This is a genomic window from Klebsiella michiganensis, from assembly GCF_015139575.1.
Lineage (GTDB): Bacteria > Pseudomonadota > Gammaproteobacteria > Enterobacterales > Enterobacteriaceae > Klebsiella > Klebsiella michiganensis.
In genome coordinates this window covers 3,465,284-3,489,619 of record NZ_AP022547.1, presented here as the reverse complement: position 1 = coordinate 3,489,619, position 24,336 = coordinate 3,465,284, and the positions used below count along the sequence as shown (strand labels likewise).

Here is a 24,336-nt window from a genome sequence, read left to right as displayed (position 1 = left end):
CGGAGAATTCTTTGCGATAGCGCAGGCTTTCATTGCCAGAGCCCCATATGCAAACAGCGCCCGCCGGCGGGCGTATCCTGGTCATCATGCGTGACCAGCACCGCGGGGATCGCCTGCCGCGCCAGTTCGTTGAACACCCAGCGGCGAAAATCGGCGCGCAGCGCAACGTCGAGGCGGTTAAACGGCTCATCCAGCAGCAGCGCCCGCGGTCGGGCCAGCAGGGCGCGCAGCAGGCTGACCCGCGCCCGCTGGCCGCCGGAAAGGGTGGCCGGATCGCGCGTATAAAACCCCGCCAGACCGGCGCGCTCCAGCGCCTGTTCGACCTGGGCTTTGCGCTGGGGGCCGCGGACGTCAGCGGCAAGCGCCAGCAGTAAATTTTGCCCGACGCTGAAGTGGTCGAACAGCAGCGCGTCCTGGAACAGGATGCCGATGCGCCGTCGCTCGGTGGGTAAACTGTCGCAGCGCTGGTTATCCAGCCACAGCTCGCCGGCGGCGCGAAAATTCTCCGCCAGCGCGCCGACCATCCAGGCGAACAGAGTTGATTTACCGCTGCCCGAGGGGCCCATCAGGGTCAGTATCTCGCCGGGAGCAACGGAAAAGTCGACGTTGCGCAGCAGCGGCTCTCCGTTGAGGCTGAGAGTCAGGTTTTTGACGATCAACATTAGCGTAATCCTTGTCGATAGCGGCCGGTCAGCCAGGCCAGCAGCGCGGTGGCGGCAAAAAACAGCGCCGGCAGCAGTAGCTGCCATAGCGCCTGCGCGGCCAGAGTGGACGTCTCGCCGCCGCTGCTCAGCGCGACGGCTTCGCTGGTGAGCGTCGGGAACCGTCCGCCCCCCAGCCATAACGTCGGCAGATATTGCGCGATGCTTACCGAAAAGCCCACCGCCAGCGCGGTCAGCAGAGGACGCGTCAGGGCGGGTAAGGTAACCAGCCAGAAGATGCGGCCTCGTTGCCAGCCGAGGGTGCGGGCGAGCAGCTCCATGCGCGGGTCGCGAGCGCGCCACGCGGGACGCAGAATAAACAGCATCCACGGCACGACCCACAGCAGGTGCCCCCATAAAACGGCGATCCACTCACCGTCCAGCCACGTATACAGCGCCAGCTGATATTGGCCGTCTACCAGCGGCAGCGCCGGTAAAATCAGCGGCAGCCAGATCCATCCGTCGAAACGGGAGGGGCCAGACGCCAGCCACAGCAGGCAGATAACCGCGCCTAGCGACGCTGAGCAGAGTCCAAGCCACAGGCTGTTGCCGACGCTATCGCTGACCGGCTGGCTATTCTGCGCCGCCGCGGCAAGCAGCAGGGCGCAGGCCACGCCGCACAGCGGTAGAAGAAGGGCGAAGCTTTTCCCGGCGAGCGCCCGCGGCTGCGGGTGGCGGATCCCCTGAACCTGCGGGATCCGCCGTCGCCAGAGACGCCAGACTCCCCACGCCGCCAGCGCCATGATGGCCAGCGTCAGCAGCAGTACCAGGCTGGCGAGGGCGCCTTTCGCCTGCTGGATCTCATCGCCCTGGCTTAACCATTGCCAGGCCAGCACCGCCAGCGTCGGCGGGTTACCCGGGCCAATCACCAGCGCGACGTCGACCGCCGAAAGGCTCCAGGCGGCGGTGGCCAGCAGCGCTATCGACAGCGCCGGAAGCAGCGTGGGCAAGACTAACCATTTCAGGCACTGCCAGCGTCCGTAGCCGAGGCTTTTTAATACCGTCGCCTGTCCGGCCAGGCGTTTCTCGCCTAACAGGCCATAAACCACCCACAGCAGAAACGCGCTCTCTTTGAGCGCCATCGTCAGGCCCAGTCCAATGCCGTAGCGGTCAACCGGCGGGGTAAAAAAGGGCAACAGGCGCGGGAGCCAGCCGCCATCGGCGAAGAGCAGCAGGGCTGCGGTGGCGAAGGCCACGTGAGGTACCGCCAGCAGCAGAGGGAGCCTTGCGGCCAGCCGCCGCCAGCCGCCCGACGGCCAGAGTGCGGCCACGACGGTGAGCGTGATGATCAGCGCGCCGCCAACCGATAGCAGGGTTGAGACGAGAGTCGCCGCCAGCGCCTGGCTGAATTGCGGGTCGGCAAACAGCGACAGCCAGCGCGCGCGGCGGAGCGCCGGAAGCGCCATCAGCGCAGCGGCCGGCAGCAGCGGCAGATAGATCAGCGCGACGGCGGCCCAGGCCAGCAGCCTTAGTGCGTGCCGTAGCGGCGCAGCCATTCCTGCTCCAGCGCGTCAACCCAGGCCGCGTGCGGTTCACCCAGCATCGGCGGCATATTCTGCGGCACAACGGCGTTAAAGGCCTGCCGCTCAGTCTCGGTTAATTTCGCCGGATCCAGCACGCTGGGGTCGCCCCACACCGTCGGGTCGGCCTTGCGCAGCTGGGCCTGCGGCGAGAGCAGGAAATTCGCGATCACTTTCGCCCCCGCCGTCGCCCGGGCATTGGACGGGATCGCCACAAAGTGGACGTTGCCAAGCATCCCCTCGCGGAAGCCGAAACCGTAGCTGTCTTTCGGCAGCTCGCCGCTGACCGCTTTTTGCTGCGCGTGCAGCGGGTTAAAGGTGATGGACAGCCTGAGGGTCCCATTTTTAAGCATGGCATCCATGCGGGCGGGCGAAGCCGGGAAGTCGCGGCCCTGGCGCCACAGCAGAGGGTGAAGCCGATCAAGATAGTGCCACAGCGGCGCGGTCACGGCGGCGAAGGTGGCCTCCTCAGGCGGCTGGCGTAGCGCGTCGGGCCGCGGAGTCAGCGTCAGCAGCAGCTGTTCAAGAAACGCGGTACCGGTAAAATCCGGCGGACGCGGGTAGGTGACGCTGCCGGGATGCGCGGCGGCGAAAGCCAGCAGCGCCTGCGGAGTGGTGGGCCCGTCGGGCGTTTGTGAGCGGCGGGCGATAAAAGTGAGCTGCGCGCCGCCCCACGGCGACTCGGCGCCGTCGGTGGGGATGGAGAAATCCTCGCGCACCGGCTTTTGCGTATCGACAAAGCGCCAGTTGGGCAGGGTTTCCGCCCACCGGGTTTGCAGCAGCCTGACGTTTTTCAGGGTGCGGAAGTTTTCGCCGTTGACCCACAGCAGATCGATGGAACCGCCTTTACTGCGTCCGGCGCGGGCTTCGGTCTGGATGCGCTTTACCGCGTCGGCGGCATCCGCAATATGCACGATGCGCAGGTCGATAGCGTAGTCGCGCTTTACCTCACCGCTGACCCAGTCGAGATAGCGGTTCACCGCCGGATCGCCGCCCCAGGCGTTAAACCACACCGTCTGGCCGCGGGCTTCTTGTTGTAGGGATTGCCAGCCGGCGCTGGCGGCCAGCGGGGAGAGCAACAGCAAAGCGAAGACCAGCACACTGCGCATAACCACTCCTTATGGTTTTGAATCGGTTGGGATCCGGCACAATCCCTGGGCGGGGATCGCCATGGCCGAATTAAAGCGCGCCGACAGGTTTTGTAAACCGATCAGCGCCGTGAGTTCGGTGAGCGCGCGGGCGTCAAACTGGCCTGCCAGCCTGTCGCGCAGCGCATCGTCGACCACCGGCGGCGTCATGCTGGCCGCCTCGGCATACTCCAGCGCCAGCCGCTCGCGGTCGCTGAATAGCGCGCTGTCCCGCCATTCGGCGACCGCCAGCAGCTTAGCGCTGCCGCCGCTGCGTTCCGCCAGCTTCATATTGGTGATATCAATGCAAAACTCGCACAGGCACAGCTGCGCGACGCGGGCGCTGACCAGCGATCTCAGCACCGGATCGAGGGGCGAACGCTTGCGTTCCAGATAGCCGACGAACATCGACACCAGGTAAAACACCAGCGGAATACGGCCCCACCAGCGGATAGGGCTGAGCACCTCGCCGTAGTGGCGACGATGCAGCCAGGCCTGCGGGCGAAGAATCAGCGGAATGGACTTCAGAGGGGGTAAGCTCATCGTGAACGCCTCTTTTGTTGTTCAAGATAGAGCGCTTTCGCGACGACCACCACAATCGCCAGCGCAAACAGGATCGATAAACCGGTCATCAGCCAGAATGTGCCGCCGGTCAGCAGGCTGCCGGTCCACGAATAGACTATCGTCGCGGGCAGCTGGCCTAGACCGGTGGCCAGCATAAAGTGGCGAAAGCGCATTGACGTCAGCCCGGCGGCGTAGCTCACCGGGTCGAAGGGAACGAAAGGGAGCAGACGGCAGATTAATATGGTGTGTTTGCCGTAGCGGGTAAAAAAGCCATCCGTACTCTGCAGTACGCTCTTGCCGGTGAGCTTTTCCACCGCGTCGCGGCCGAGCGCTCTGGCGATAAAAAAGCACAGCGCCGCGCCGGCCATCGCGCTCACCCACGACAGCGCGCCGCCCCAGAAGGCGCCGAACAGGGAAGCGTTAGCGAAGGTGATCAGGAAGGCGGGAAGCGGGGCGATAATCGCCTGCAAAATCATCAGGGCGAAGGAGACCAGCGCCGCCTGCGGGCCCCAGGAGTCGATAAAGCGTTCAATAGCCTGCTGATCGAGCGTGGCAAAAGCGGCGAGGCTGCGCTGCATAAACTCATTGACGCCGGGTATCAGCCACCATGCCAGCAGAAGCGCAAACAGCGTCATGCCGATGGCTATCCGGTAGCGCGCGTTGCTATTTTTCATCGTGAGCCTGTATCCGTGATGTCTCGATTCGCCGATAGCGGGCATATCTTTTCGCCGCCTGAATCAGGACAAATAAGGCCAGCCCCGCGAGGGTCAGCTTCAGTATAAACAGGGGGGTGATACCCTCGCGGATAAGCTCGCTGGCCATCAGCGTATAGATAAATATGCCGGGCAAGGTGGTGAGGGCGGAAATAAAGGTAAACGTCCAGAATGGAATCGCCGTCAGGCCATAGGCGTAGTTCTGTACATTATAGGGAAACAGCGGGATGAGCCGGGTCAGAATTAAAAAATCGGTGCCGCTACGGGCGATGCCTTTTTCAATGGCCTGAAAAATCGCCGTCTGCCCGACGTATTTAAGCAGCAGCTCGCGGCCCAGCCAGCGGGCGAACAGAAACGACGCGGAGGAGGCGAGCGTCGCCGCCAGCAGCGATAGCAAGGTTCCCGCCAGCGGACCGAAAATCACCCCGCCGGCAATCACTAAAAGAGTGCCCGGTAGCAAAAAAAGGGTGGCGACGATAAACAGCAGAATATAGAGCGTATAGCCGAAGGCGCCGCTCTGGCGGATCATTTCGCGCAGACGATCAAAATGGGTAACCAGCCCGGCAAAACCCGATTGCTGAATAATACAGGCGACAATGCTCAATATCACCACAACAAAAAGCAGCTTATATTCTGCTTTATGACGGCTTCTTTTGCATTGGGTTCTCCTGTATGGCGCGGGCGGTCTGAAGTGCGCGCGACAGTATAATAGTTTGCCGCCGTTCACAATCTCTGACGGCGGCTTTTTTGATATGGCTCAGGCTCTCCGGACGGGAGAGCCTGACGGAGGGAATATTTAGACTTTAAAGGTCGCCCATACCGGCGCGTGGTCGGACGGCTTTTCCATTGCGCGAATTTCGTAGTCGATGCCGGTTTCGATGCAGCGCTGCGCCAGCGGGGTGCTTGCCAGCAGCAGATCGATACGCAGCCCGCGGTTATCGTCAAAGCCCTTAGAGCGATAGTCGAACCACGAGAAGTGTTCGTTGTCCTGCGGATTCGCATGGCGGTAAGTATCCACCAGGCCCCAGCCCAGCAGGCGCTCCATCCATTCGCGCTCTTCCGGCAGGAAGGAACACTTGCCGGTACGCAGCCAGCGCTTGCGGTTCTCTTCACCGATGCCGATATCGAGATCGGTCGGGCTGATATTCATGTCGCCCATGATCAGTACCGGATTCTCTTTATTCAGTTCGGTATCAAGGTAGTTTTGCAGGTTCTGATAAAACGCCGCCTTCGCCGGGAATTTGGTTTCATGATCGCGACTTTCGCCCTGCGGGAAATAGCCGTTAATCACCGTCACGTTGCCAAACGGGGAAGGGATTTCCGCCATGATGATGCGGCGCTGGGCCTCTTCACCATCGTTTGGGAAACCGCGACGCACGGAGATCGGCGTCTCTTTGGTCAGCAGCGCGACGCCGTAATGGCCTTTCTGCCCGTGATAAAAGACGTTATAGCCCAGCTTTGCCACCTCTTCGAGAGGAAACATATCGTCGTGAACTTTGGTTTCCTGTAGGCCGATGACGTCGGGCTGGTGTTTATCGATGATGGCGGCCAGCTGATGCGGGCGGGCACGCAGGCCGTTGATATTAAAAGAGACAAATTTCATAGTCGCTGCCACTGTGCAAGGTGAATAGTGCAGGGATGGTAGCAGAAATTCGCCGGGCTGGCTGCGCAAAGGCGCTTTATTCTGCCGATTGCAGCGGTTGGTAGCCTGTTTGCACAAACTGTGCACCATTCTGGAACGCGCTGCGCCAAAAAAGGGCGATTATTGCCGATAAATTTCGTCAAGGATCACAATTACAGAATTATATCTTACTCCTGCATAATCTTTCTTTTTATTCCACTGCAAAAGCCTCTTTTAGTATTTTTATTCACTTTTTATGCATTTTATGTGAATAGCGGTCTTTCGTAACTTATTGATATTTCGTTGACGACCTCGATTTATGCATTTTTACCTCTGGCTGGCACGAACCGTGCAATCTACATTTACAGCGTAATAACCATATTCATTAACATTATTTAAACTTTTTATTTACCGGAAGAGGTCGATATGTCTCAGTCAATTACGCGTAGCAACTTTGATGAATGGATGATGCCTGTATACGCGCCAGCGGCTTTTATTCCGGTACGCGGCGAGGGGTCACGCCTGTGGGATCAGCAGGGAAAAGAGTATATCGATTTTGCCGGCGGCATTGCGGTGAACGCCCTCGGTCACGCTCATCCTCGGCTGGTTAAAGCGCTGACCGCGCAGGCGGAAAAGTTCTGGCATACCGGTAACGGCTATACCAATGAGCCGGTATTGCGTCTGGCTAAGCAGCTGATTGACGCCACTTTTGCCGACCGGGTCTTTTTCTGTAACTCCGGGGCCGAAGCCAACGAAGCGGCGCTAAAACTGGCGCGCAAATATGCCCACGATCGTTTCGGCAGTGAGAAAAGCGGCATCGTGGCGTTCAAGAATGCCTTCCACGGCCGCACGCTGTTTACCGTTTCCGCTGGCGGCCAGCCGGCCTATTCGCAGGATTTTGCGCCGCTGCCGCCGCAGATTCAGCACGCCATCTATAACGACCTCGACTCGGCAAAGGCGCTGATCGACGACAATACCTGCGCGGTGATCGTTGAACCGATGCAGGGTGAAGGCGGCGTCGTGCCTGCGGATGCGGACTTCCTGCGCGGCCTGCGTGAACTGTGCGATGCGCACAACGCGCTGCTGATTTTCGACGAAGTCCAGACCGGCGTCGGCCGTACCGGGGAGCTGTACGCCTATATGCACTACGGCGTGACGCCGGACGTGCTTTCCACCGCGAAAGCGCTGGGCGGCGGTTTCCCGATCGGCGCGCTGCTGGCATCGGAGCGCTGCGCCAGCGTGATGACCGTCGGCACCCACGGCACGACCTACGGCGGCAACCCGCTGGCCTGCGCGGTGGCGGGAGAAGTGTTTGCCATCGTCAACACCCGCGAAGTGCTCAGCGGCGTTAAGCAGCGCCATCAATGGTTCTGCGAACGGCTCAACGCGATTAACGCGCGTTACGGCCTGTTTAAAGAGATTCGCGGCCTGGGGCTGCTTATCGGCTGCGTGCTGAAGGATGAATATGCCGGCAAGGCGAAGACCATCAGTAATGAGGCGGCGGAAGAGGGGCTGATGATGCTGATCGCCGGAGCCAACGTGGTGCGTTTCGCTCCGGCGCTGATTATCAGCGAAGAAGAGATCAACGCCGGGCTGGATCGCTTCGAACTGGCCTGCAAACGCTTTCTCGCAGGGGTCTCATCATGATGGTGATCCGTCCTGTAGAAAAAGGCGATCTGCCGGGGCTAATGACCCTGGCGGGCGAGACCGGCGGCGGCCTGACGTCGCTGCCGGCCGATGAAGCCACGCTGGCCGCGCGCATTGAACGTTCGCAGATGACCTGGCGCGGCGAGCTGCCGAAAAGCGAGCAGGGTTATGTGTTCGTTCTTGAGGACTGCGCCAGCGGCGCGGTAGCGGGAATTTGCGCCATTGAGGTGGCCGTGGGGCTTAACGACCCCTGGTACAACTATCGCGTCGGTACCCAGGTGCACGCATCGAAAGAGCTTAACGTCTACAACGCCCTGCCGACGCTGTTTCTCAGTAACGACCATACCGGCAGCAGCGAACTGTGTACGCTGTTCCTGGATCCAAAATGGCGTAAAGAGGGCAACGGCTATCTGCTGTCGAAATCGCGTTTTCTGTTTATGGCCGCCTTTCGCGAACGTTTCAACGATAAGGTCGTGGCGGAAATGCGCGGCGTCATTGACGAACACGGCTACTCGCCGTTCTGGGAGAGTCTCGGGAAACGCTTCTTCGCGATGGAGTTCTCCCGCGCCGACTACCTGTGCGGCACCGGGCAGAAGGCGTTCATCGCCGCGCTGATGCCGAAGCACCCGCTGTATATCGACTTTTTAAGCGACGAAGCGCGAGCGGTCATCGGCGAGGTCCATCCGCAAACCGCGCCGGCACGCGCGGTGCTGGAGAAAGAGGGATTTCGCTATCTCAACTACGTCGATATCTTCGACGGCGGCCCGACGCTGGAGTGCGAAATTGACCGGGTGCGGGCCATTCGCAAAAGCCGGCTGGTCACCGTCGTTGAAGGCCAGCCCGCGCCGGGCGAGTGGCCGGCCTGTCTGGTTGCTAATGAGCAGTACCAGCAGTTTCGCGCCATGCTGGTTCACGCCGACCCGGAGAGCGACCGCCTGGTGCTAAGCGCGCGCGAGCTGGATGCCCTGAAATGCCACCCTGGCGACCAGATTCGCCTGGTTCGTCTGTGCCCTGAGGAGAAAAAATCATGAGTTTATGGATTAACGGCGACTGGCAAAGCGGTCGCGGCCCGGCCCGTAGTAAACATAACCCGGTAAGCCAGGCGCTGCTGTGGCAGGGCAACGATGCCGATGCCGGGCAGGTGGCGCTGGCGGTCACCGCGGCGCGCGCGGCGTTTCCCGCGTGGGCGCGTCAGCCGTTTGCCGCCCGGAAAGCGATAGCGGAAAAATTTGCTTCGTTACTGGAAGCAAACAAAGGCGAATTAACCCGGATTATCGCCCAGGAGACCGGCAAACCGCGCTGGGAAGCGGCAACGGAAATTACCGCGATGATCAACAAAATCGCCATTTCGGTGAACGCGTATCATAGCCGTACGGGGGAAGCACAGACCGCGATGGCGGACGGAGAGGCGACGCTTCGCCATCGGCCGCACGGCGTGCTGGCGGTCTTTGGCCCCTACAATTTTCCCGGACATCTGCCTAACGGGCATATCGTTCCGGCGCTGCTGGCGGGAAATACCGTGGTATTCAAACCCAGCGAGCTGACGCCTCAAAGCGGAGAGGCGGTGGTGAAGCTATGGGCCGAAGCCGGCCTGCCGCCGGGCGTGCTTAACCTGCTCCAGGGCGGGCGGGAAACCGGCGAAGCGCTGAGCGGCCAGGCGGACATCGACGGCCTGCTATTTACCGGCAGCTCTGCGACGGGTTTTCAACTTCATCGCCAGCTTGCCGGGCAGCCGGAAAAAATTCTCGCTCTTGAGATGGGCGGCAACAACCCGCTGATCGTCGATGACCCACAGGATATCGACGCCGCGGTCCATCTGACCATTCAGTCGGCGTTTATTACTGCCGGACAGCGCTGTACCTGCGCGCGCCGGCTGCTGGTAAAACGCGGCGAGGCCGGCGATGCGTTTCTTCAGCGGCTTGTGACGGTGTCACAAACGCTGATTCCCGACGCGTGGGACGCTGAACCTCAGCCATTCCTCGGCGGGTTAATTTCAGCGCAGGCCGCGCAAAAGGTACATCAGGCCTGGCTGGCCCACGTGGCCAGCGGCGGAAAAACCCTGCTGGAGCCGCGCCTGCTGCAGGCCGGAACCTCGCTGCTGACGCCGGGTATTATCGAGATGAGCGCGGTGGCGCAGGTGGCCGACGAAGAGGTCTTCGGGCCGCTGCTCTGCGTCTGGCGCTATGACCATTTCGATGAGGCGATTGCCCTCGCTAACGCGACCCGTTTCGGGCTTTCCTGCGGGCTGATCTCCGCCGAACGCGACAAATTCGACCAACTGCTGCTGGAGGCGCGGGCCGGGATCGTTAACTGGAACAAACCCTTAACCGGCGCCGCCAGCACCGCGCCGTTCGGCGGTACCGGCGCTTCCGGTAACCACCGGCCGGGGGCGTGGTACGCCGCAGACTATTGCGCCTGGCCGATGGCCAGTCTCGAATCACCGGAGCTGGCGCTGCCGGCAACCCTCAGCCCCGGGCTGAATTTCCGTAAGGAGACATCACAATGAAAGCCCGGGAAGTGAACTTTGACGGGCTGCCGGGCCTGACCCACCACTATGCGGGTTTATCTTTCGGCAACGAAGCCTCGACGAAGCACCGCTATCGGGTGTCGAACCCGCAGCTGGCGGCAAAGCAGGGGCTGAAAAAAATGAAAGCGCTGGCGGATGCGGGCTATCCGCAGGCGCTGATCCCGCCGCAGGAGCGGCCAAACATTCCGCTGTTGCGGCAGATCGGTTTTAGCGGTAGCGATGAGCAGGTGCTGGAAAAGGCGGCGCGCCAGGCGCCGGAACTGCTCTCGGCGGTCAGCTCCGCGTCATCGATGTGGGTGGCTAACGCCGCCACGGTCTCCCCCTCGGCCGATTCGCTGGATGGCCGGGTGCATCTGACCGTCGCCAACCTGAACGATAAATTCCATCGCGCCAGCGAAGCGCCGACCACCGAAGCGCTGCTGCGGGCGATTTTCCCCGATGAGCAGCGGTTTGCCGTACACGGCGCGCTGCCCCAGGTATCGCTGTTCGGCGATGAAGGGGCGGCAAACCACAACCGCCTCGGCGGCGACTACGGCGCGCCCGGCGTGCAGCTGTTTATTTACGGCCGCCAGCAGGGGGGCGAAGATAATCCGCTGCGCTACCCGGCGCGGCAGACGCTTGAGGCCAGCCAGGCCGTCGCCCGCCTGAATCAGGTCAATCCCCGGCAGGTGATTTTCGCCCGGCAAAATCCGGCGGTGATTGATAAAGGCGTGTTTCATAACGATGTGATTGCGGTAAGCAATCAGCAGGTGCTGTTTTGCCACGAGCAGGCGTTTGTTGACCAGCCGCAGCTCCTGCAGCAGCTGGCGCAGCAGGTCTCCGGCTTTACGCCGCTGGTGGTGCCGGCGAGTCAGGTTTCGGTTGAAGAGGCGGTAGCGACCTATCTGTTCAACAGCCAGCTGCTGAGCAAAGAAGAAGGCGGGATGCGGCTGATTTTGCCGCTGGAAGCGCAGGAACACCCGGGCGTCTGGCGCTACCTGAACCGGCTGGTGGAGGGCGATAACCCCATCGATGAGCTACAGGTTTACGATCTGCGCGAAAGCATGGCCAACGGCGGCGGCCCTGCCTGCCTGAGGCTGCGGGTGGTGCTGACGGAGGACGAGCGACAGGCGGTGAATCCGGCGGTCATGATGAACGATACGCTGTTCGCCACCCTTAATGACTGGGTAGACCGCTACTATCGCGATCGCCTGACCCAGGTTGATCTCGCGGATCCGCAACTGCTGCGCGAAGGCCGCGAGGCGCTCGACCGCTTAACGCAAATCCTGCGCCTGGGCTCAGTGTATCCGTTTCAGCAATAAGGAGGCGTCGTGGACGACTTTCTGGCTCTTACTCTGGCGGGGCGTCTGCCCCACCATTTCCACGGTCAAACCGCGCATTTCCGCTGGCACTGGATTGACTGCGGTATTCTGCAGCTCATTCCTCATGAACCCTGCGATCGGTCATTGGTTTTGTCATCCGGGCTTCACGGCAATGAAACCGCGCCGGTCGAAATCACCGATTTACTGCTGCGGCAGCTGTTTCGTGGGGAAATACCGCTCCGCTGGCGGCTGCTGGCGATCTTTGGTAACCCTCCGGCGCTGCGGGCCAACAAGCGCTATATGCACAGCGATATCAACCGGATGTTCGGCGAGCGATGGCGCGCTTTTAGCGCCAGCGATGAAACCGTTCGCGCCCGGCAGCTGGAGCATGCGCTGGCGCGATTTTATGCCGGGACGCCCGGCGAGCGCTGGCACCTGGATTTACATACCGCCATACGCGGTTCGCTGCATACCCGCTTTGGTGTCCTGCCGGCGCGGGATACGCCGTGGGATGAAGCGTTTTTGCGCTGGTTAGGGGCGGCAGGGCTGGAGGCGCTGGTGTTTCATCAGCAGCCTGGCGGGACTTTTACCCATTTCAGCTGCGAACGCTTCGGCGCGCGCTCCTGCACGCTGGAGCTCGGCAAGGCGCTACCTTTTGGCGAAAACGATCTGCGCTTGTTCGCGGCGACTCAACGCGCGCTGTCGCTGCTGCTGGCGGGAGAAGTGGCGGCGGAAGAGGCGCACGCGCCGCTGCGCTACAGGGTGGTACAGCAAATTACCCGCAGCAGCGACAGTTTCCGGCTGCATATGTCGGCGCAGACGCTGAACTTTACGCCGTTTGCCGCCGGGACGCTGCTTGCTGAGGATGGCGATACCCGCTACATAGTGGAAAGGGATCAAGAGTACGTTTTGTTTCCCAACCCCAGCGTCGCCTTCGGCCAGCGCGCCGGGCTCATGCTGGAGCGCTTCCGGTGAATCCGTCGCCCGTCCGGGCGGCGGCATTTATTTCAGCGTTTATTTTTCCGCAGTCATCTTATTTTTTCGTGCTCTGTCCATTGATTGCAGATTATTCCTGGTTAAATGCTTTGTTTTTAATCTCCGCTGATTTATAATCTTCATAATTTCCCATTAAAACAGTTGCTTATTTATTTTTTATTGCATTTATCCCCTCATTTTCCTTATTTTCTCCATAATTGGCGAGAAAATGTTTTTTACACTTTCAATGTTTTACGCTTGCTCTGATTAATTGACGATAAACGTCGTAAAGTTAATCTCGTCAACACGGCAACGCGCCGTAAGAATAACGCAAAGTAAGGATTGAACTATGAAGAAGATTACTGCACTGTTTGTTGCCTCTACTCTGGCTCTGGGCGCGGCTAACCTGGCCCACGCGGCTGACGCTACTGCAACCCCAACCGATAACGCGCCGATGATGCATCATAAGCGCGGACCTGCGGGCCCACATGAAATGATGTTTAAAGGGCTGAACCTGACCGATGCGCAGAAAACGCAAATCCGCGACATTATGAAGAGCCAGCGCGACAACATGAAGCGTCCGTCCCTGGATGAGCGCCGCGCGATGCATGAGCTGGTAGCCAGCGATACCTTCGATAAGGCAAAAGCGGAAGCGCAGATTGATAAGATGGAAGCCCAGCATAAAGAGATGGCGCTGGCTCGTCTGGAAACCCAGAACAAGATTTACAACATTCTGACGCCGGAACAGAAAAAGCAGTTCAATGCCAATTTTGAGAAGCATCTGACAGATCGTAAAGCGCCGGAAGGTAAAATGCCTGCACCTGCTGAATAACTCAGCGCGCTGACTTAAGACCGCCGGTCTTGCCCAATAACGCCAACAGGCTTTGGGCAGGACCGGCGGTTTTTCTTTATCTGTAGCGACAAGCTGATTTACCCGGCAGGGACGAATGTGCCAGTATGAGTAGTGCCATCGCCACGGACTCTGGTGTCCTGGTCTAAAGCCTACTCTGCTCATGGATCTTGCATATGGAAATGTATATCGGCCTCGCCGTCCTCGTTGTCGTCCTCATCTGGGTCGTGATGACCTATAACCGCTTTATCTCCCTGCGACGTTTCAAGGACGAAGCCTGGAGCGGCATTGCCGTACAGCTTAAGCGCCGCCACGACCTGGCGCCGAATCTACTGAGCCTGGTGAAACGCTATGCGCAGCATGAAAAAGAACTGCTGGAAGAGATCTCCCGCCAGCGCGGCGAACTGGTCGGCAGCACCCGACAGATCGCCGACAGCGAACGCCAGTACTCTGGTACGCTAGGGCGCGTTTTCGCGCTTGGCGAAGCGTACCCGGAACTTAAAGCCAGCGAAAACTACCTTGCCTTACAGCAATCTCTCAGCGAAATAGAAGAGCAGCTGCAGATGGCTCGCCGCTACTTCAACGGTACGGTGCGCGATTTCAATATCCTGGTCGAGTCTTTCCCCAGCCTGCTGCTGGCGCGACTGTTTAATTTTCAAACGGAAGTTTTCTTCGAGCTGGACTCACCAGAAGAAGCTAAATCACCGCGAATGGCGTGATTAAATGGCGAATTTACTTTTTCGGGGGCTGCGCACCCTCGTCCTGCTGCTGCTTCTGAACATCAGCGCGGCTTTTGCCGCCGGCGACATGATCATCATCAAGGATGCTTCCCAGCTTCCCGTTGGCGCTATTCCAGCGTATGAACATATCCTCTCTTTCGATGCCCGGGCGCGCTTTAACCCGGACGGTAGCATGGAGATGCGGGAAAATATCAAAGTACTTTCTTTGGGCAGGCAGATTCGGCGGGGGATTTTCCGTACGCTGCCCCTGACCTGGAACCGCCAGGACGGCAAGATCTTTCGCGTGTATTACGCGATCGAGTCGGTGTCGCGCGATGGCGTGCCTGAGCCGTTTAGCCTTGATGAAGCAGAAAAAAAACTGACGGTACGCATTGGCAGCGGCGAACGGGTCCTGAAACCAGGGATCTATAACTACGAGATTCGCTATCAAATCAGCAACCATTTCAGCCGCTTCCCCGAATGGGATGAGCTTTACTGGAACGTGACGGGCAATGACTGGGCGTGGCCTATCAGCAAGGCCAGCTTTCGTCTTGAACTGCCGGACGCCGCCGGAAATCTCAACGCCGACGCTAAGAACGCCAGAGTGCGATCGCTTGATGTTTATACCGGCGTCGCAGGGGCGAAAGAACACAACGCGCAGGTGCTTCCTGACGGTAGCGTACGCACCCTGCGGCCTCTGGCGCGGGGGGAGGGGCTGACCGTTGTCTATACCTGGCCTCGGTCGATCCTTGCCGACGCTCCGGCGCCGGAGGCCGCTTTGCCGCTGGTGCATCTCCTTATCCCCACCCTAAAAACCTGCGTGGTCTGGCTACCTCTGCTGCTGATGGCCGCTTATTACCTGATGTGGTGGCGAAAAAACGTCACCAAAGCCGGGCTAAAAATGCCGCCGGTCGTTGCGCTTTATTCGCCGCCTCCCGGCATGTCTCCTGGCTACCTGCGTTTTATCACCCGGCGTAAATATGATGATGTGGCTTTTAGTAGCGATTTATTAGCGCTGGTGGCTAAACGCGGAATGGCGGTCAGCGGGGACAGTCAACACACCCCTAACCCGTGGCTTGCGAACGCCGGCGTAAAACAGCGGCTGACCCGTTTGCCCGTCGAGGGAAACCGGCAATTAAACTATGATGACAGGCAGCTATTAAGTACGCTCTTTAAAGGTAAACAAAAAAATATCGATCTCAGCAAGGCCCATCAGCGATCGATGCAGACAGCGCGTGCAGAGCAGGAAAAGCGTTGTGAAGCGCAGCGGGATAAATTATTTCGCAAATGGGGGCAGCCGCTGCGGCGCTGCATCTACATTGCGCTGTTGGTGCCGGTGGCCTGCGGTCTTTGGGTTAATACGGAGGCCGCGCTGCTGACGATACCGGCCGCGGTTTTTATGCTGATTGGCGGAGCGATGCTCGCCTGTTTGCTGCGCTTTATATGCCGCCCGCGGGAAATGTGGCGTGCCTGGGGGCCGGTGCCGCTCTTTTTTTGGGCGATCTTCGGCCCCTTCGCGACGCTGGGAGGCGGGATTTTTCTCTTTGGTATACTGCCCATCACCCAGCTTCCGTCAGGATACATTGGCGCGCTTATTGCCGCGCTGGTGCTGTGCGTTTTCGTTGCCTGGAAAACGCCTCGCTATACGCAGCGCGGGCTTGATGAACTGGCTATCGCGAAAGGATTGATGCGCTATCTGGGCACCGCCGAAAAGCATCGTTATCAGATTATCTATCCGCCCGAGCAGATGATTTCCCATTTTGAAGCGCTGCTGCCGGTTGCCCTGGCGCTTGGCGTAGGGAAAACATGGGCAAATACCTTTGCCCACTACCTGAGTAGTACAGGCGCCGTGTCGCATGCGTTTGCCGGCGCCGACTGGGGAAGCGTCCACCACTTCAGCGAAGCCTGCCGAACCGCCTCTATGTCAACGCCGGATAGCGGTTCAGGGAGCGGTTCATCATCAGGTTCAGGTTACAGCGGCTCCGGTTCCTCCGGAGGCGGTTCATCCGGAGGCGGCTCGGGCGGCGGCGGCGGGGGCGGCTGGTAATTGCCCCGATAGCGCATCGGGGCTGACATTCGCCTCACAGAGGATGGAGCTTATAGCGGCCGCTGAGCAGCGGCTTACACAATATTTTATAACCGTCATGGTCAAATTTGGCCGACAGGCGCGTGAGTGATGACGCCTGCGACAGAGACTCTACCGCGCCAAGCCAAAGCCAGTTTTGAATAATGTGGTATTGGGTCATATCCTCGCTGCTCTCTTCCAGCGCGATCGCCCCGGCCCAGGGCCAGCATACCAGCTGCATCTTTTGCATATTGTCGACCAGACGCTGCTGGTGTGCTTCAACGCTCTCTTTTCCGCAACAGGCGCCCGCGCAGCGGCCGAGCGCCGAACGAAAGCAGGCCCGCCCGCGGTTGAGCGGCTCAAGGCCCATTAATCCGTAGCACAGGCGATGCTCGTCGGCAATTTTTTGCAGCGCCTGCAGCGCCGCGCGGCGGTTGGCAAAAAGACCATAGAGATCGCTTTGCAGGGAAAAATCCAGCTCGCTGGCGTACACCACCTGCGGACGGGCGTCAGCCAGGCGTAATGAACATAGCTGCCGGTTTTGCCGCAGACGCTTATTGAATAGCGGCTGCTGTTCTTTAATGAGCTGTGCCTCTAATAAGAGTGCGCCCAGCTCTCCCGCCGTTCGTTGCCAGGTAATGCGCCGGGACTGGCGCAGCATCGCCGCTTCGTCGGGCGTGCGCAGATGCGACAACACCCGGCTGCGGATATTCACGCTTTTCCCGATATAGAGCGGTAGGGTATCGCTTTCGCCGTGGAACAGATACACCCCCGGATGCCTGGGCAAAGCCTCAAGCCACGGTCGCAGATGTTCGGGATACTCATAAATTGCCGCCGCTTCAAATTCGAGACGCGGGGCGGATTGCCTTCTTGCCACTTTTGCTCCTGGTGCTGGTTATTTATCCAGTATAGCAGTCGAAGGAAGAGGCGAAAAGGATAAAAAATCGCCCCGAACCGGGTCGGGGCGGAGGGGGGAGAGGCGAATTACTTTTTCCAGAAGTCGTCGAAGACCGTAATCGGCGGTCGGCGTTTATGCTCGGTTTTCAAATACCAGCCTTCAATCGTTTTCGCAATTTTCTCATCCAGCGCTTTGCCTTCCAGATAATCATCGATATTTTCGTAGGTCACGCCCAGCGCCACTTCGTCCGGCAGGGAGGGGCGGTCGTCCTCAAGATCGGCGGTCGGCAGCTTTTTATACAGATGCTCCGGGCAGCCTAGCTGGGCCAGCAGCTGTTTGCCCTGGCGTTTGTTAAGGCGAAAGATAGGGTTAATATCCGTACCGCCATCACCGTATTTGGTGAAGAATCCGGTAATGGCTTCCGCCGCATGGTCGGTACCCACCACGACGCCGTGGGTCATTCCGGCGATGCTGTACTGCGCCTTCATGCGTTCGCGGGCTTTTTCGTTACCGCGAACAAAGTCGCTAAGTTCAATCCCGGCCTCGCGCAGCGCCTGTTCGCTGGCCAGCACGGCGCCTTTGATATTGACCGTTAATACGCGATCCGGCTGAATAAAAGCGATAGCGTCCTGGCAGTCCTGCTCATCCGCCTGCACGCCGTAGGGCAGGCGCACGGCAATAAACTGCAGGCTGCTGTCACCGGTTTCGGCACGCAGTTCGTTGATGGCTAACTGACACAATTTACCGGTTAGCGTTGAATCCTGGCCGCCGCTGATGCCGAGGACCAGTGATTTAATAAAAGGGTATCTCTGAAGATAGGCCTTCAAAAAGTCTACGCTGCGGCGTATCTCGGCTTCGACATCGATCTGGGGTTTTGCGCCCAGCGCCTGAATAATCTCTTGTTGTAGCGTCATTGCGCCCTCCGGGAAGTGAATCTGTTTGCCAATCAGCAGTGGTTTAACCTACCTCTTTGCCGGTAAAACGACAAGGATCACAATTTTGAGTGAAGCAAAAGCAGGCAACCTCAACAAGAGGGGATTTATTATTGGAAAGCTCTTAATTTCGCTTCATTTCCACCTTCGGCTTGAAAAATAACGATATTTATTCCAGGCTTATTAACACGCCAAAAAAAAGAGGATGGTATATGAACAAGCATTTTGCAGGATTTCTGGGCGCAGCAGCAGTATTGACCCTGCTGGCAGGGTGTACGGCCTACGACCGTACGAAAGATCAGTTTACTCAACCCGTGGTTAAAGACGTTAAGAAAGGCATGACCCGCGCGCAGGTTGCGCAAATTGCCGGTAAACCTTCATCAGAAGTCACCATGATCCACGCGCGCGGTACCTGCCAGACATATATCCTGGGTCAACGCGATGGTAAAATTGAAACCTACTTCGTTGCGCTGGATGAAACCGGCCGCGTGATGAATTCTGGTTATCAGACCTGCGCCGAGTACGATACCGACCCACGCAACAGTAAGTAACGCCCCGCCATAGTGCTGATTCCTACGAAAGCCCGACCATTGGTCGGGTTTTTTTATGAGTTCTGATGCTTATTTAATTGCGCGAATTATTTGAGGGAAATGTGAAGGCAGTCAAAACGCGAGGTCAATGAGAGACAATTCTGTTCAAGGAGGAATTATCCTGCTGTCGATCGATGCCGTATACTCAACGCATAAACAATACTAATTCAAAGAAACATCTCTTACCGCCTCTCAGGCATCAATGATGCAGAGAGGACCGGGTCACACAAATTGAGGAAGCGTTCATGGAAAAGAAACATATCTACCTGTTCTGTTCTGCTGGGATGTCGACATCACTGCTGGTATCGAAAATGCGTGCCCAGGCCGAGAAGTATGAAGTGCCGGTGATTATTGAAGCATTTCCGGAGACCTTAGCCGGTGAAAAAGGACCTGATGCGGATGTCGTATTATTAGGCCCACAAATTTCCTATATGCTGCCGGACATTCAGCGTTTACTGCCAAATAAACCCGTAGAAGTCATTGATTCTGTTCTGTACGGTAAGATCGATGGTTTAGGTGTTCTGAAAGCGGCCGTTGCGGCCATTAAGAAAGCTGCTGCACAATAATTTTATTTTAAAACTCGACATATTTCGGATAGCAGCGGTTAGAATTTCGTGAGGGTGTGTTTTAGCTGCTCGCTGTCCGAAATACCCAGAGTTTATTTTCCCGTCAAAGAGTAATTTCATCTATCATTGCCGCAGTGACTATATTGCGGCCTTAAAGGGTATTTATTATGAGTAAAGTGATTGACTCGCTTGAAAAGGTACTCCTGCCTTTTGCCGTCAAAATAGGAAGGCAGCCCCACGTCAATGCAATTAAAAACGGCTTTATTAAGTTAATGCCATTGACGCTAGCCGGGGCGATGTTTGTTTTAATTAACAACGTATTTTTGAGCTTTGGCGACGGCTCATTCTTTTATTCAATGGGCATCCGTCTGGATGCGTCTACAATAGAAACGCTTAACGGTTTTAAAGCTATCGGCGGTAACGTTTATAACGGTACGCTTGGCATTATGTCGCTCATGGCGCCTTTCTTTATTGGCTCCGCTTTAGCTGAGGAGCGGAGAGTAGACCCGATGGCCGCCGGTTTACTGGCCGTTGCGGCATTTATGACCGTCACGCCTTATAGCGTCGGTGAAGCCTACGCCGTGGGCGCAAACTGGTTAGGCGGCGCCAATATCATTTCTGGTATTGTCATCGGGCTGGTCGTTGCCGAGATGTTCACCTTTATCGTGCATCGCAACTGGGTGATTACGCTGCCGTCCAGCGTGCCGGCTTCGGTTTCCCGTTCATTCTCTGCGGTCATCCCGGCCTTTATCATCCTCTCGATTATGGGGATTATCTCCTGGGCGTTGACCCACTGGGGGACCAACTTCCACCAGATCATCATGGACACTATCTCCACGCCGCTGGCTTCAATGGGCGCCGTCGTAGGCTGGGCATACGTCATTTTCACCTCGCTGCTGTGGTTCTTCGGCGTACACGGGTCGCTGGCGCTGTCAGCGCTGGATAGCGGAATCATGACGCCATGGGCGCTGGAAAACATTGCAACCTACCAGCAGTACGGTTCCGTCGAGGCCGCGCTGGCCGCGGGTAAGAGCTTCCATATGTGGGCCAAGCCGATGCTGGATTCCTACATCTTCCTTGGCGGTACCGGCGCGACTCTGGGCTTAATCATCGCCATCTTTATCGCTTCACGTCGTGAGGATCATCGTCAGGTGGCGAAACTGGCGCTGCCGTCAGGCATCTTCCAGATTAACGAGCCAATCCTGTTCGGTCTGCCGATCATTATGAACCCGGTGATGTTTATCCCCTTCATTCTGATTCAGCCTCTGCTGGCGGCTATCACCATGACGGCTTATACCCTGGGCATCATCCCGCCGATTACCAATATCGCGCCGTGGACCATGCCGACCGGTTTAGGCGCCTTCTTTAACACCAACGGTAGCGTAGCCGCTCTGCTGCTGGCCCTGTTCAACCTTGCCGTGTCCACCCTGGTCTACCTGCCGTTTGTGGTGATTTCCAACAAAGCGCAGGGCGTCATTGAGCAGGAAGAGAGCGAAGAAGATATCGCTAACGCACTGAAATTCTAATATTGAGCCGGTACGGGAGATTTCCCGTACCGTCCTGGAAATAAGGGAGTCATTATGTTTGATCTGGATAACATCGCAGCAGAAGAGACCGCGGTAAACGACCTCGAAGAGGTGGTGATGGGGCTGATTATCAACTCCGGTCAAGCGCGCAGCCTGGCTTATGCCGCGCTGAAGCAGGCAAAGCAGGGAGATTTCGAGGCGGCGAAAACGATGATGGAACAGTCGCGCATGGCGCTGAGCGAAGCGCACCTTGTGCAGACGCAGCTGATTGAGAGCGATGAGGGTGAAGGCAAAATGAAGGTGAGCCTGGTGCTGGTTCATGCGCAGGATCATCTGATGACCTCAATGCTGGCTCGTGAGCTGGTTGCCGAATTGATTGAGCTGCACGAGAAGGTACAATAGGTCATCGACACGATGAGGCAGCCAAAGATGATGACCACTGAAATCAGTACCGCCCGGGAGCAACAACTCTTTAACGGCAAGAACTTTCATGTGGTCATCTATAACAAAACGGAGAGCGTAAGCGGGCTTCACCAGCATGATTACTACGAGTACACCATCGTTTTAACCGGGCGCTATTATCAGGTTATTAATGGCAAGCGGGTGCTGCTGGAGCGCGGGGATTTTGTCTTCATCCCAATGGGGTCGCATCACCAGAGTTTTTATGAATTTGGTGCGACGCGCATTCTTAACGTTGGCATCAGCAAAAGTTTCTTTGAGAAACATTATCTGCCGCTGCTGCCGTTTGGTCTGGTCGCCTCACAGGTCTATGCCGTTAAAAGTACTTTTCTCAGTTATATTGAGTCGGTTATTGCATCACTGAATTTTCGCGAAACTGAATTCGACGAATTTATCGAGCTGGTGTCTTTTTACACCCTGAATCGTTTGCGGCATTATCGTGAAGAACCTACGGAAGACGTTATTCCGCAATGGTTAAAAAATACCGTTGAGGGTATGCACGATAAGCTTAAATTTGGCGAGGGGGCGCTGGAAAATATGGTCGAGCTTTCCGGGAAAACTCAGGAATACTTAACCCGGGCCACCCAGCGTTATTATGCCAAAACGCCGATGCAGATGATTAACGATATTCGCATCAACTTCGCCAAAAAACAGCTGGAGATAACCAACTACTCGGTGACCGATATCGCCTATGAGTCGGGGTACAGTAGCCCAAGTCTGTTTATTAAAACATTCAAGAAGCTGACTTCTTTTACCCCCAGCAGCTATCGGAAACACCTCACCAGTATTAATTAACCGGGCGCGGAATAGTCCGCGCGGTCTAAATATTCAAATTAACTGTCCGTATTTAAACGGAGAGCGGGTGCCGCATACGCGCTATCCGCAAGGGAGAAAAAGATGAGCCAGAAATTGAAGGTAGTGACTATCGGCGGCGGCAGCAGCTATACCCCGGAATTACTGGAAGGATTCCTGAAGCGTTATCATGAACTGCCGATTAGCGAACTGTGGCTGGTGGACGTCGCGGAAGGGCAGGAAAAGCTCGATATTATCCATGCGCTGTGCCAGCGCATGGTGGAAAAAGCCGGCGTCCCGATGAAAGTCTACAAGACCCTCGATCGCCGCGCGGCGCTGGAAGGCGCCGATTTCGTCACCACCCAGCTGCGCGTCGGCCAGCTTAAGGCGCGCGAAAAGGATGAGCGTATTCCGCTGAGCCACGGCTATTTAGGCCAGGAAACCAACGGCGCGGGCGGACTGTTTAAAGGTCTGCGCACCATTCCGGTCATTTTTGACATTGTGAAAGATGTGCAGGAAGTCTGTCCGAACGCCTGGGTGATTAACTTTACCAACCCGGCGGGCATGGTGACCGAAGCGGTTTATCGTCATACCGGCTTTAAGCGCTTTATCGGCGTGTGCAATATTCCTATCGGCATGAAGATGTTTATCACCGATGTGCTGAAGCTGAGCCCGAGCGATGAGCTCAATATCGATCTGTTTGGTCTGAACCATCTGGTGTTCGTGCGGGATGTGCTGGTCAACGGCGTTTCGCGCTTTGACGAGCTGCTTGACGGCGTGGCGTCGGGTCGATTGAGCGCAAACTCGGTGAAAAATATCTTTGATTTGCCGTTTAGCGAAGGGCTGCTCCGTTCGCTGCGCCTGATCCCTTGTTCCTATCTGCTCTACTACTTTAAGCCAAAAGAGATGCTGGCGATTGAAATGGGCGAGTACTACAAAGGCGGCGCCCGCGCGCAGGTGGTGCAGAAGGTTGAGAAACAGCTGTTTGAGCTGTACAAAGATCCGGATCTGAACGTTAAACCAAAAGAGCTGGAACAGCGCGGCGGGGCGTATTACTCCGACGCGGCCTGTGAAGTGATTAACGCCATTTATAATGATAAGCAGGCCGAACATTACGTGAACGTGCCGCACCATGGCCACGTGGATAACATCCCGGCCGACTGGGCGGTCGAGATGACCTGTACGCTGGGTCGCGACGGTGCGAAACCGACGCCGCGCATCACGCATTTCGACGAAAAAGTGCTGGGGCTGATTTACACCATTAAAGGCTTTGAAGTCGCGGCCAGCGAAGCGGCAATCAGCGGTAAACTGGATGACGTGCTGCTGGCGCTTAACCTGAGCCCGCTGATCCACTCCGATCGTGACGCCGAACAGCTGGCGCGTGAGATGATCCTTGCGCACGAGCAGTGGCTGCCAAACTTTGCGGCGACTATCGAAAAACTGAAACAGTAACGGGAGCGGCTTATGGAACGCGTGTTAATCGTCAATGCCGATGACTTTGGCCTCAGCAAAGGGCAAAACTACGGCATTATCGAAGCCTGCAAGAACGGTCTGGTCACCTCCACGACGGCGCTGGTCAACGGCGCGGCGATCGGCCACGCTGCCCAGCTTAGCCGCTGCGTCCCTGAGCTGGCGGTGGGGATGCACTTTGTCCTGACGCTGGGCGAACCGCTGTCGGCGATGCCGGGCTTAACCCGCGAAGGTCGTCTCGGTAAGTGGATTTGGCAGATGGCGGAAGAGGATAGCCTGCCGCTGGATGAGATCGCGCACGAGCTGGAGTGCCAGTACCGGCGCTTTGTCGAGCTGTTTGGCCATGAGCCGACGCATATCGACAGCCATCACCATGTGCATATGATTGCGCAGATTTACCCCATCGTCGCGGCCTTTGCGCGCGAGAAGGGGGTGGCGCTGCGGATCGATCGGCAACTGGCGACGCTGTCAGGTTTAGCGCAGGATGCGGCGCGCAGCAGCGACGGGTTTACCAGCGAGTTTTACGGGGAAGGGGTTTCGGAAGCGCTGTTTCTGCAAACCCTGGATGCCTCTATCCAGCGTGATGAGCGATCGCTGGAGGTGATGTGCCACCCGGCGTTCGTTGATAACACGATTATGGGTAGCGCCTATTGCTACCCGCGCCTGACCGAACTGGACGTGCTCACCGCCGAGTCGCTGAAGTATGCGATTGCCGAGCGCGGCTACCGGCTCGGCACCTATCGCGATGTGTAAGTAAAGAGAAGTGAGAAGCC

Annotated in this window: 24 protein-coding genes; 15 read left to right on the top strand and 9 right to left on the bottom strand. The window is 57.7% G+C overall.

The genetic code is table 11. The features are described from left to right. Positions 1–29 precede the first annotated feature (29 nt). From JLG71_RS16385 to xthA, 7 genes are all read right to left on the bottom strand, one after another. Positions 30–662 carry an ATP-binding cassette domain-containing protein gene (locus tag JLG71_RS16385; protein WP_014228970.1) on the bottom strand — a complete coding sequence of 211 codons (633 nt, stop codon included), beginning with the start codon at positions 660–662 and terminating at the stop codon, positions 30–32. After that, a complete protein-coding gene (locus JLG71_RS16380) occupies positions 662–2,197 on the bottom strand; it encodes an ABC transporter permease subunit (protein ID WP_049070248.1) in 1,536 nt (511 codons plus the stop codon). Before JLG71_RS16380 ends, JLG71_RS16385 begins: the two co-directional genes overlap by 1 nt. Further along, the gene (locus tag JLG71_RS16375) at positions 2,170–3,330 is read right to left on the bottom strand and encodes an ABC transporter substrate-binding protein (RefSeq protein ID WP_102802807.1); all 1,161 of its coding nucleotides are present in this window, start codon (positions 3,328–3,330) and stop codon (positions 2,170–2,172) included. Before JLG71_RS16375 ends, JLG71_RS16380 begins: the two co-directional genes overlap by 28 nt. Positions 3,331–3,339: 9 nt before the next feature. After that, on the bottom strand, positions 3,340–3,891 hold the full coding sequence (locus JLG71_RS16370; RefSeq protein ID WP_014228973.1) for a carboxymuconolactone decarboxylase family protein: 552 nt from the start codon (positions 3,889–3,891) through the stop codon (positions 3,340–3,342). Next, positions 3,888–4,586 carry a TVP38/TMEM64 family protein gene (locus JLG71_RS16365; RefSeq protein ID WP_049070246.1) on the bottom strand — a complete coding sequence of 233 codons (699 nt, stop codon included), beginning with the start codon at positions 4,584–4,586 and terminating at the stop codon, positions 3,888–3,890. Before JLG71_RS16365 ends, JLG71_RS16370 begins: the two co-directional genes overlap by 4 nt. Further along, entirely contained in the window at positions 4,576–5,211 is a 636-nt protein-coding gene (locus JLG71_RS16360) for a TVP38/TMEM64 family protein (RefSeq protein ID WP_369815896.1), read from the bottom strand. The genes JLG71_RS16365 and JLG71_RS16360 overlap by 11 nt, the downstream gene beginning before the upstream one ends. 210 nt (positions 5,212–5,421) lie before the next feature. Then, on the bottom strand, positions 5,422–6,228 hold the full coding sequence (gene xthA / locus JLG71_RS16355; RefSeq protein ID WP_004850068.1) for an exodeoxyribonuclease III: 807 nt from the start codon (positions 6,226–6,228) through the stop codon (positions 5,422–5,424). Positions 6,229–6,672: 444 nt separating this feature from the next. Between xthA and astC the strand changes: the two genes are divergently transcribed. The 8 genes from astC (at position 6,673) to JLG71_RS16315 (ending at position 16,312) form a co-directional block, all read left to right on the top strand. Further along, positions 6,673–7,893, top strand: coding sequence for a succinylornithine/acetylornithine transaminase (gene astC / locus JLG71_RS16350; protein WP_064358733.1), 1,221 nt, complete (start codon positions 6,673–6,675; stop codon positions 7,891–7,893). Continuing rightward, the gene (astA, locus tag JLG71_RS16345; RefSeq protein ID WP_014228978.1) at positions 7,890–8,924 is read left to right on the top strand and encodes an arginine N-succinyltransferase; all 1,035 of its coding nucleotides are present in this window, start codon (positions 7,890–7,892) and stop codon (positions 8,922–8,924) included. Before astC ends, astA begins: the two co-directional genes overlap by 4 nt. After that, positions 8,921–10,399 carry a succinylglutamate-semialdehyde dehydrogenase gene (gene astD / locus JLG71_RS16340; protein WP_047724036.1) on the top strand — a complete coding sequence of 493 codons (1,479 nt, stop codon included), beginning with the start codon at positions 8,921–8,923 and terminating at the stop codon, positions 10,397–10,399. Before astA ends, astD begins: the two co-directional genes overlap by 4 nt. After that, a complete protein-coding gene (gene astB / locus JLG71_RS16335) occupies positions 10,396–11,721 on the top strand; it encodes an N-succinylarginine dihydrolase (protein ID WP_009653522.1) in 1,326 nt (441 codons plus the stop codon). Before astD ends, astB begins: the two co-directional genes overlap by 4 nt. A 9-nt stretch (positions 11,722–11,730) precedes the next feature. Then, a complete protein-coding gene (gene astE / locus JLG71_RS16330; RefSeq protein WP_032749485.1) occupies positions 11,731–12,696 on the top strand; it encodes a succinylglutamate desuccinylase in 966 nt (321 codons plus the stop codon). Between the two features lie 349 nt (positions 12,697–13,045). Beyond that, positions 13,046–13,528, top strand: coding sequence for an ATP-independent periplasmic protein-refolding chaperone Spy (gene spy / locus JLG71_RS16325; RefSeq protein WP_014228981.1), 483 nt, complete (start codon positions 13,046–13,048; stop codon positions 13,526–13,528). Between the two features lie 194 nt (positions 13,529–13,722). Beyond that, a complete protein-coding gene (locus JLG71_RS16320) occupies positions 13,723–14,265 on the top strand; it encodes a LemA family protein (RefSeq protein ID WP_014228982.1) in 543 nt (180 codons plus the stop codon). 4 nt (positions 14,266–14,269) lie between these two features. After that, positions 14,270–16,312: a DUF2207 domain-containing protein gene (locus JLG71_RS16315; RefSeq protein ID WP_103814043.1), complete on the top strand. Its 2,043-nt coding sequence runs from the start codon at positions 14,270–14,272 to the stop codon at positions 16,310–16,312. A 34-nt stretch (positions 16,313–16,346) separates the two neighbouring features. On the opposite strand, the gene cho is transcribed toward JLG71_RS16315, so the two are convergent. Further along, positions 16,347–17,207, bottom strand: coding sequence for an excinuclease Cho (cho, locus tag JLG71_RS16310; RefSeq protein ID WP_200913691.1), 861 nt, complete (start codon positions 17,205–17,207; stop codon positions 16,347–16,349). Positions 17,208–17,314: 107 nt separating this feature from the next. Further along, on the bottom strand, positions 17,315–18,142 hold the full coding sequence (gene nadE / locus JLG71_RS16305) for an ammonia-dependent NAD(+) synthetase (RefSeq protein ID WP_004850083.1): 828 nt from the start codon (positions 18,140–18,142) through the stop codon (positions 17,315–17,317). A 230-nt stretch (positions 18,143–18,372) separates the two neighbouring features. Between nadE and osmE the strand changes: the two genes are divergently transcribed. The 7 genes from osmE to chbG all read left to right on the top strand — a co-directional run bounded on the left by osmE (position 18,373) and on the right by chbG (position 24,316). After that, complete coding sequence (gene osmE / locus JLG71_RS16300; RefSeq protein WP_004850085.1) at positions 18,373–18,711, top strand: osmotically-inducible lipoprotein OsmE; 339 nt, start codon at positions 18,373–18,375, stop codon at positions 18,709–18,711. Between the two features lie 284 nt (positions 18,712–18,995). Next, positions 18,996–19,316, top strand: a complete 321-nt coding sequence (gene chbB, locus JLG71_RS16295; protein WP_004101340.1) for a PTS N,N'-diacetylchitobiose transporter subunit IIB — start codon at positions 18,996–18,998, stop codon at positions 19,314–19,316. 167 nt (positions 19,317–19,483) lie between these two features. Beyond that, positions 19,484–20,842 (top strand): PTS N,N'-diacetylchitobiose transporter subunit IIC, encoded by a 1,359-nt coding sequence (chbC, locus tag JLG71_RS16290; RefSeq protein ID WP_004850089.1) that lies wholly within the window; start codon positions 19,484–19,486, stop codon positions 20,840–20,842. A gap of 54 nt (positions 20,843–20,896) precedes the next feature. Next, a complete protein-coding gene (chbA, locus tag JLG71_RS16285) occupies positions 20,897–21,244 on the top strand; it encodes a PTS N,N'-diacetylchitobiose transporter subunit IIA (protein WP_004850090.1) in 348 nt (115 codons plus the stop codon). Between the two features lie 12 nt (positions 21,245–21,256). After that, positions 21,257–22,096, top strand: coding sequence for a transcriptional regulator ChbR (chbR, locus tag JLG71_RS16280; protein ID WP_071532282.1), 840 nt, complete (start codon positions 21,257–21,259; stop codon positions 22,094–22,096). Positions 22,097–22,198: 102 nt separating this feature from the next. Beyond that, a complete protein-coding gene (locus JLG71_RS16275) occupies positions 22,199–23,545 on the top strand; it encodes a 6-phospho-beta-glucosidase (protein WP_009653470.1) in 1,347 nt (448 codons plus the stop codon). A 12-nt stretch (positions 23,546–23,557) separates the two neighbouring features. Beyond that, entirely contained in the window at positions 23,558–24,316 is a 759-nt protein-coding gene (chbG, locus tag JLG71_RS16270; RefSeq protein WP_014228984.1) for a chitin disaccharide deacetylase, read from the top strand. The last annotated feature ends 20 nt before the right edge of the window (positions 24,317–24,336 follow it).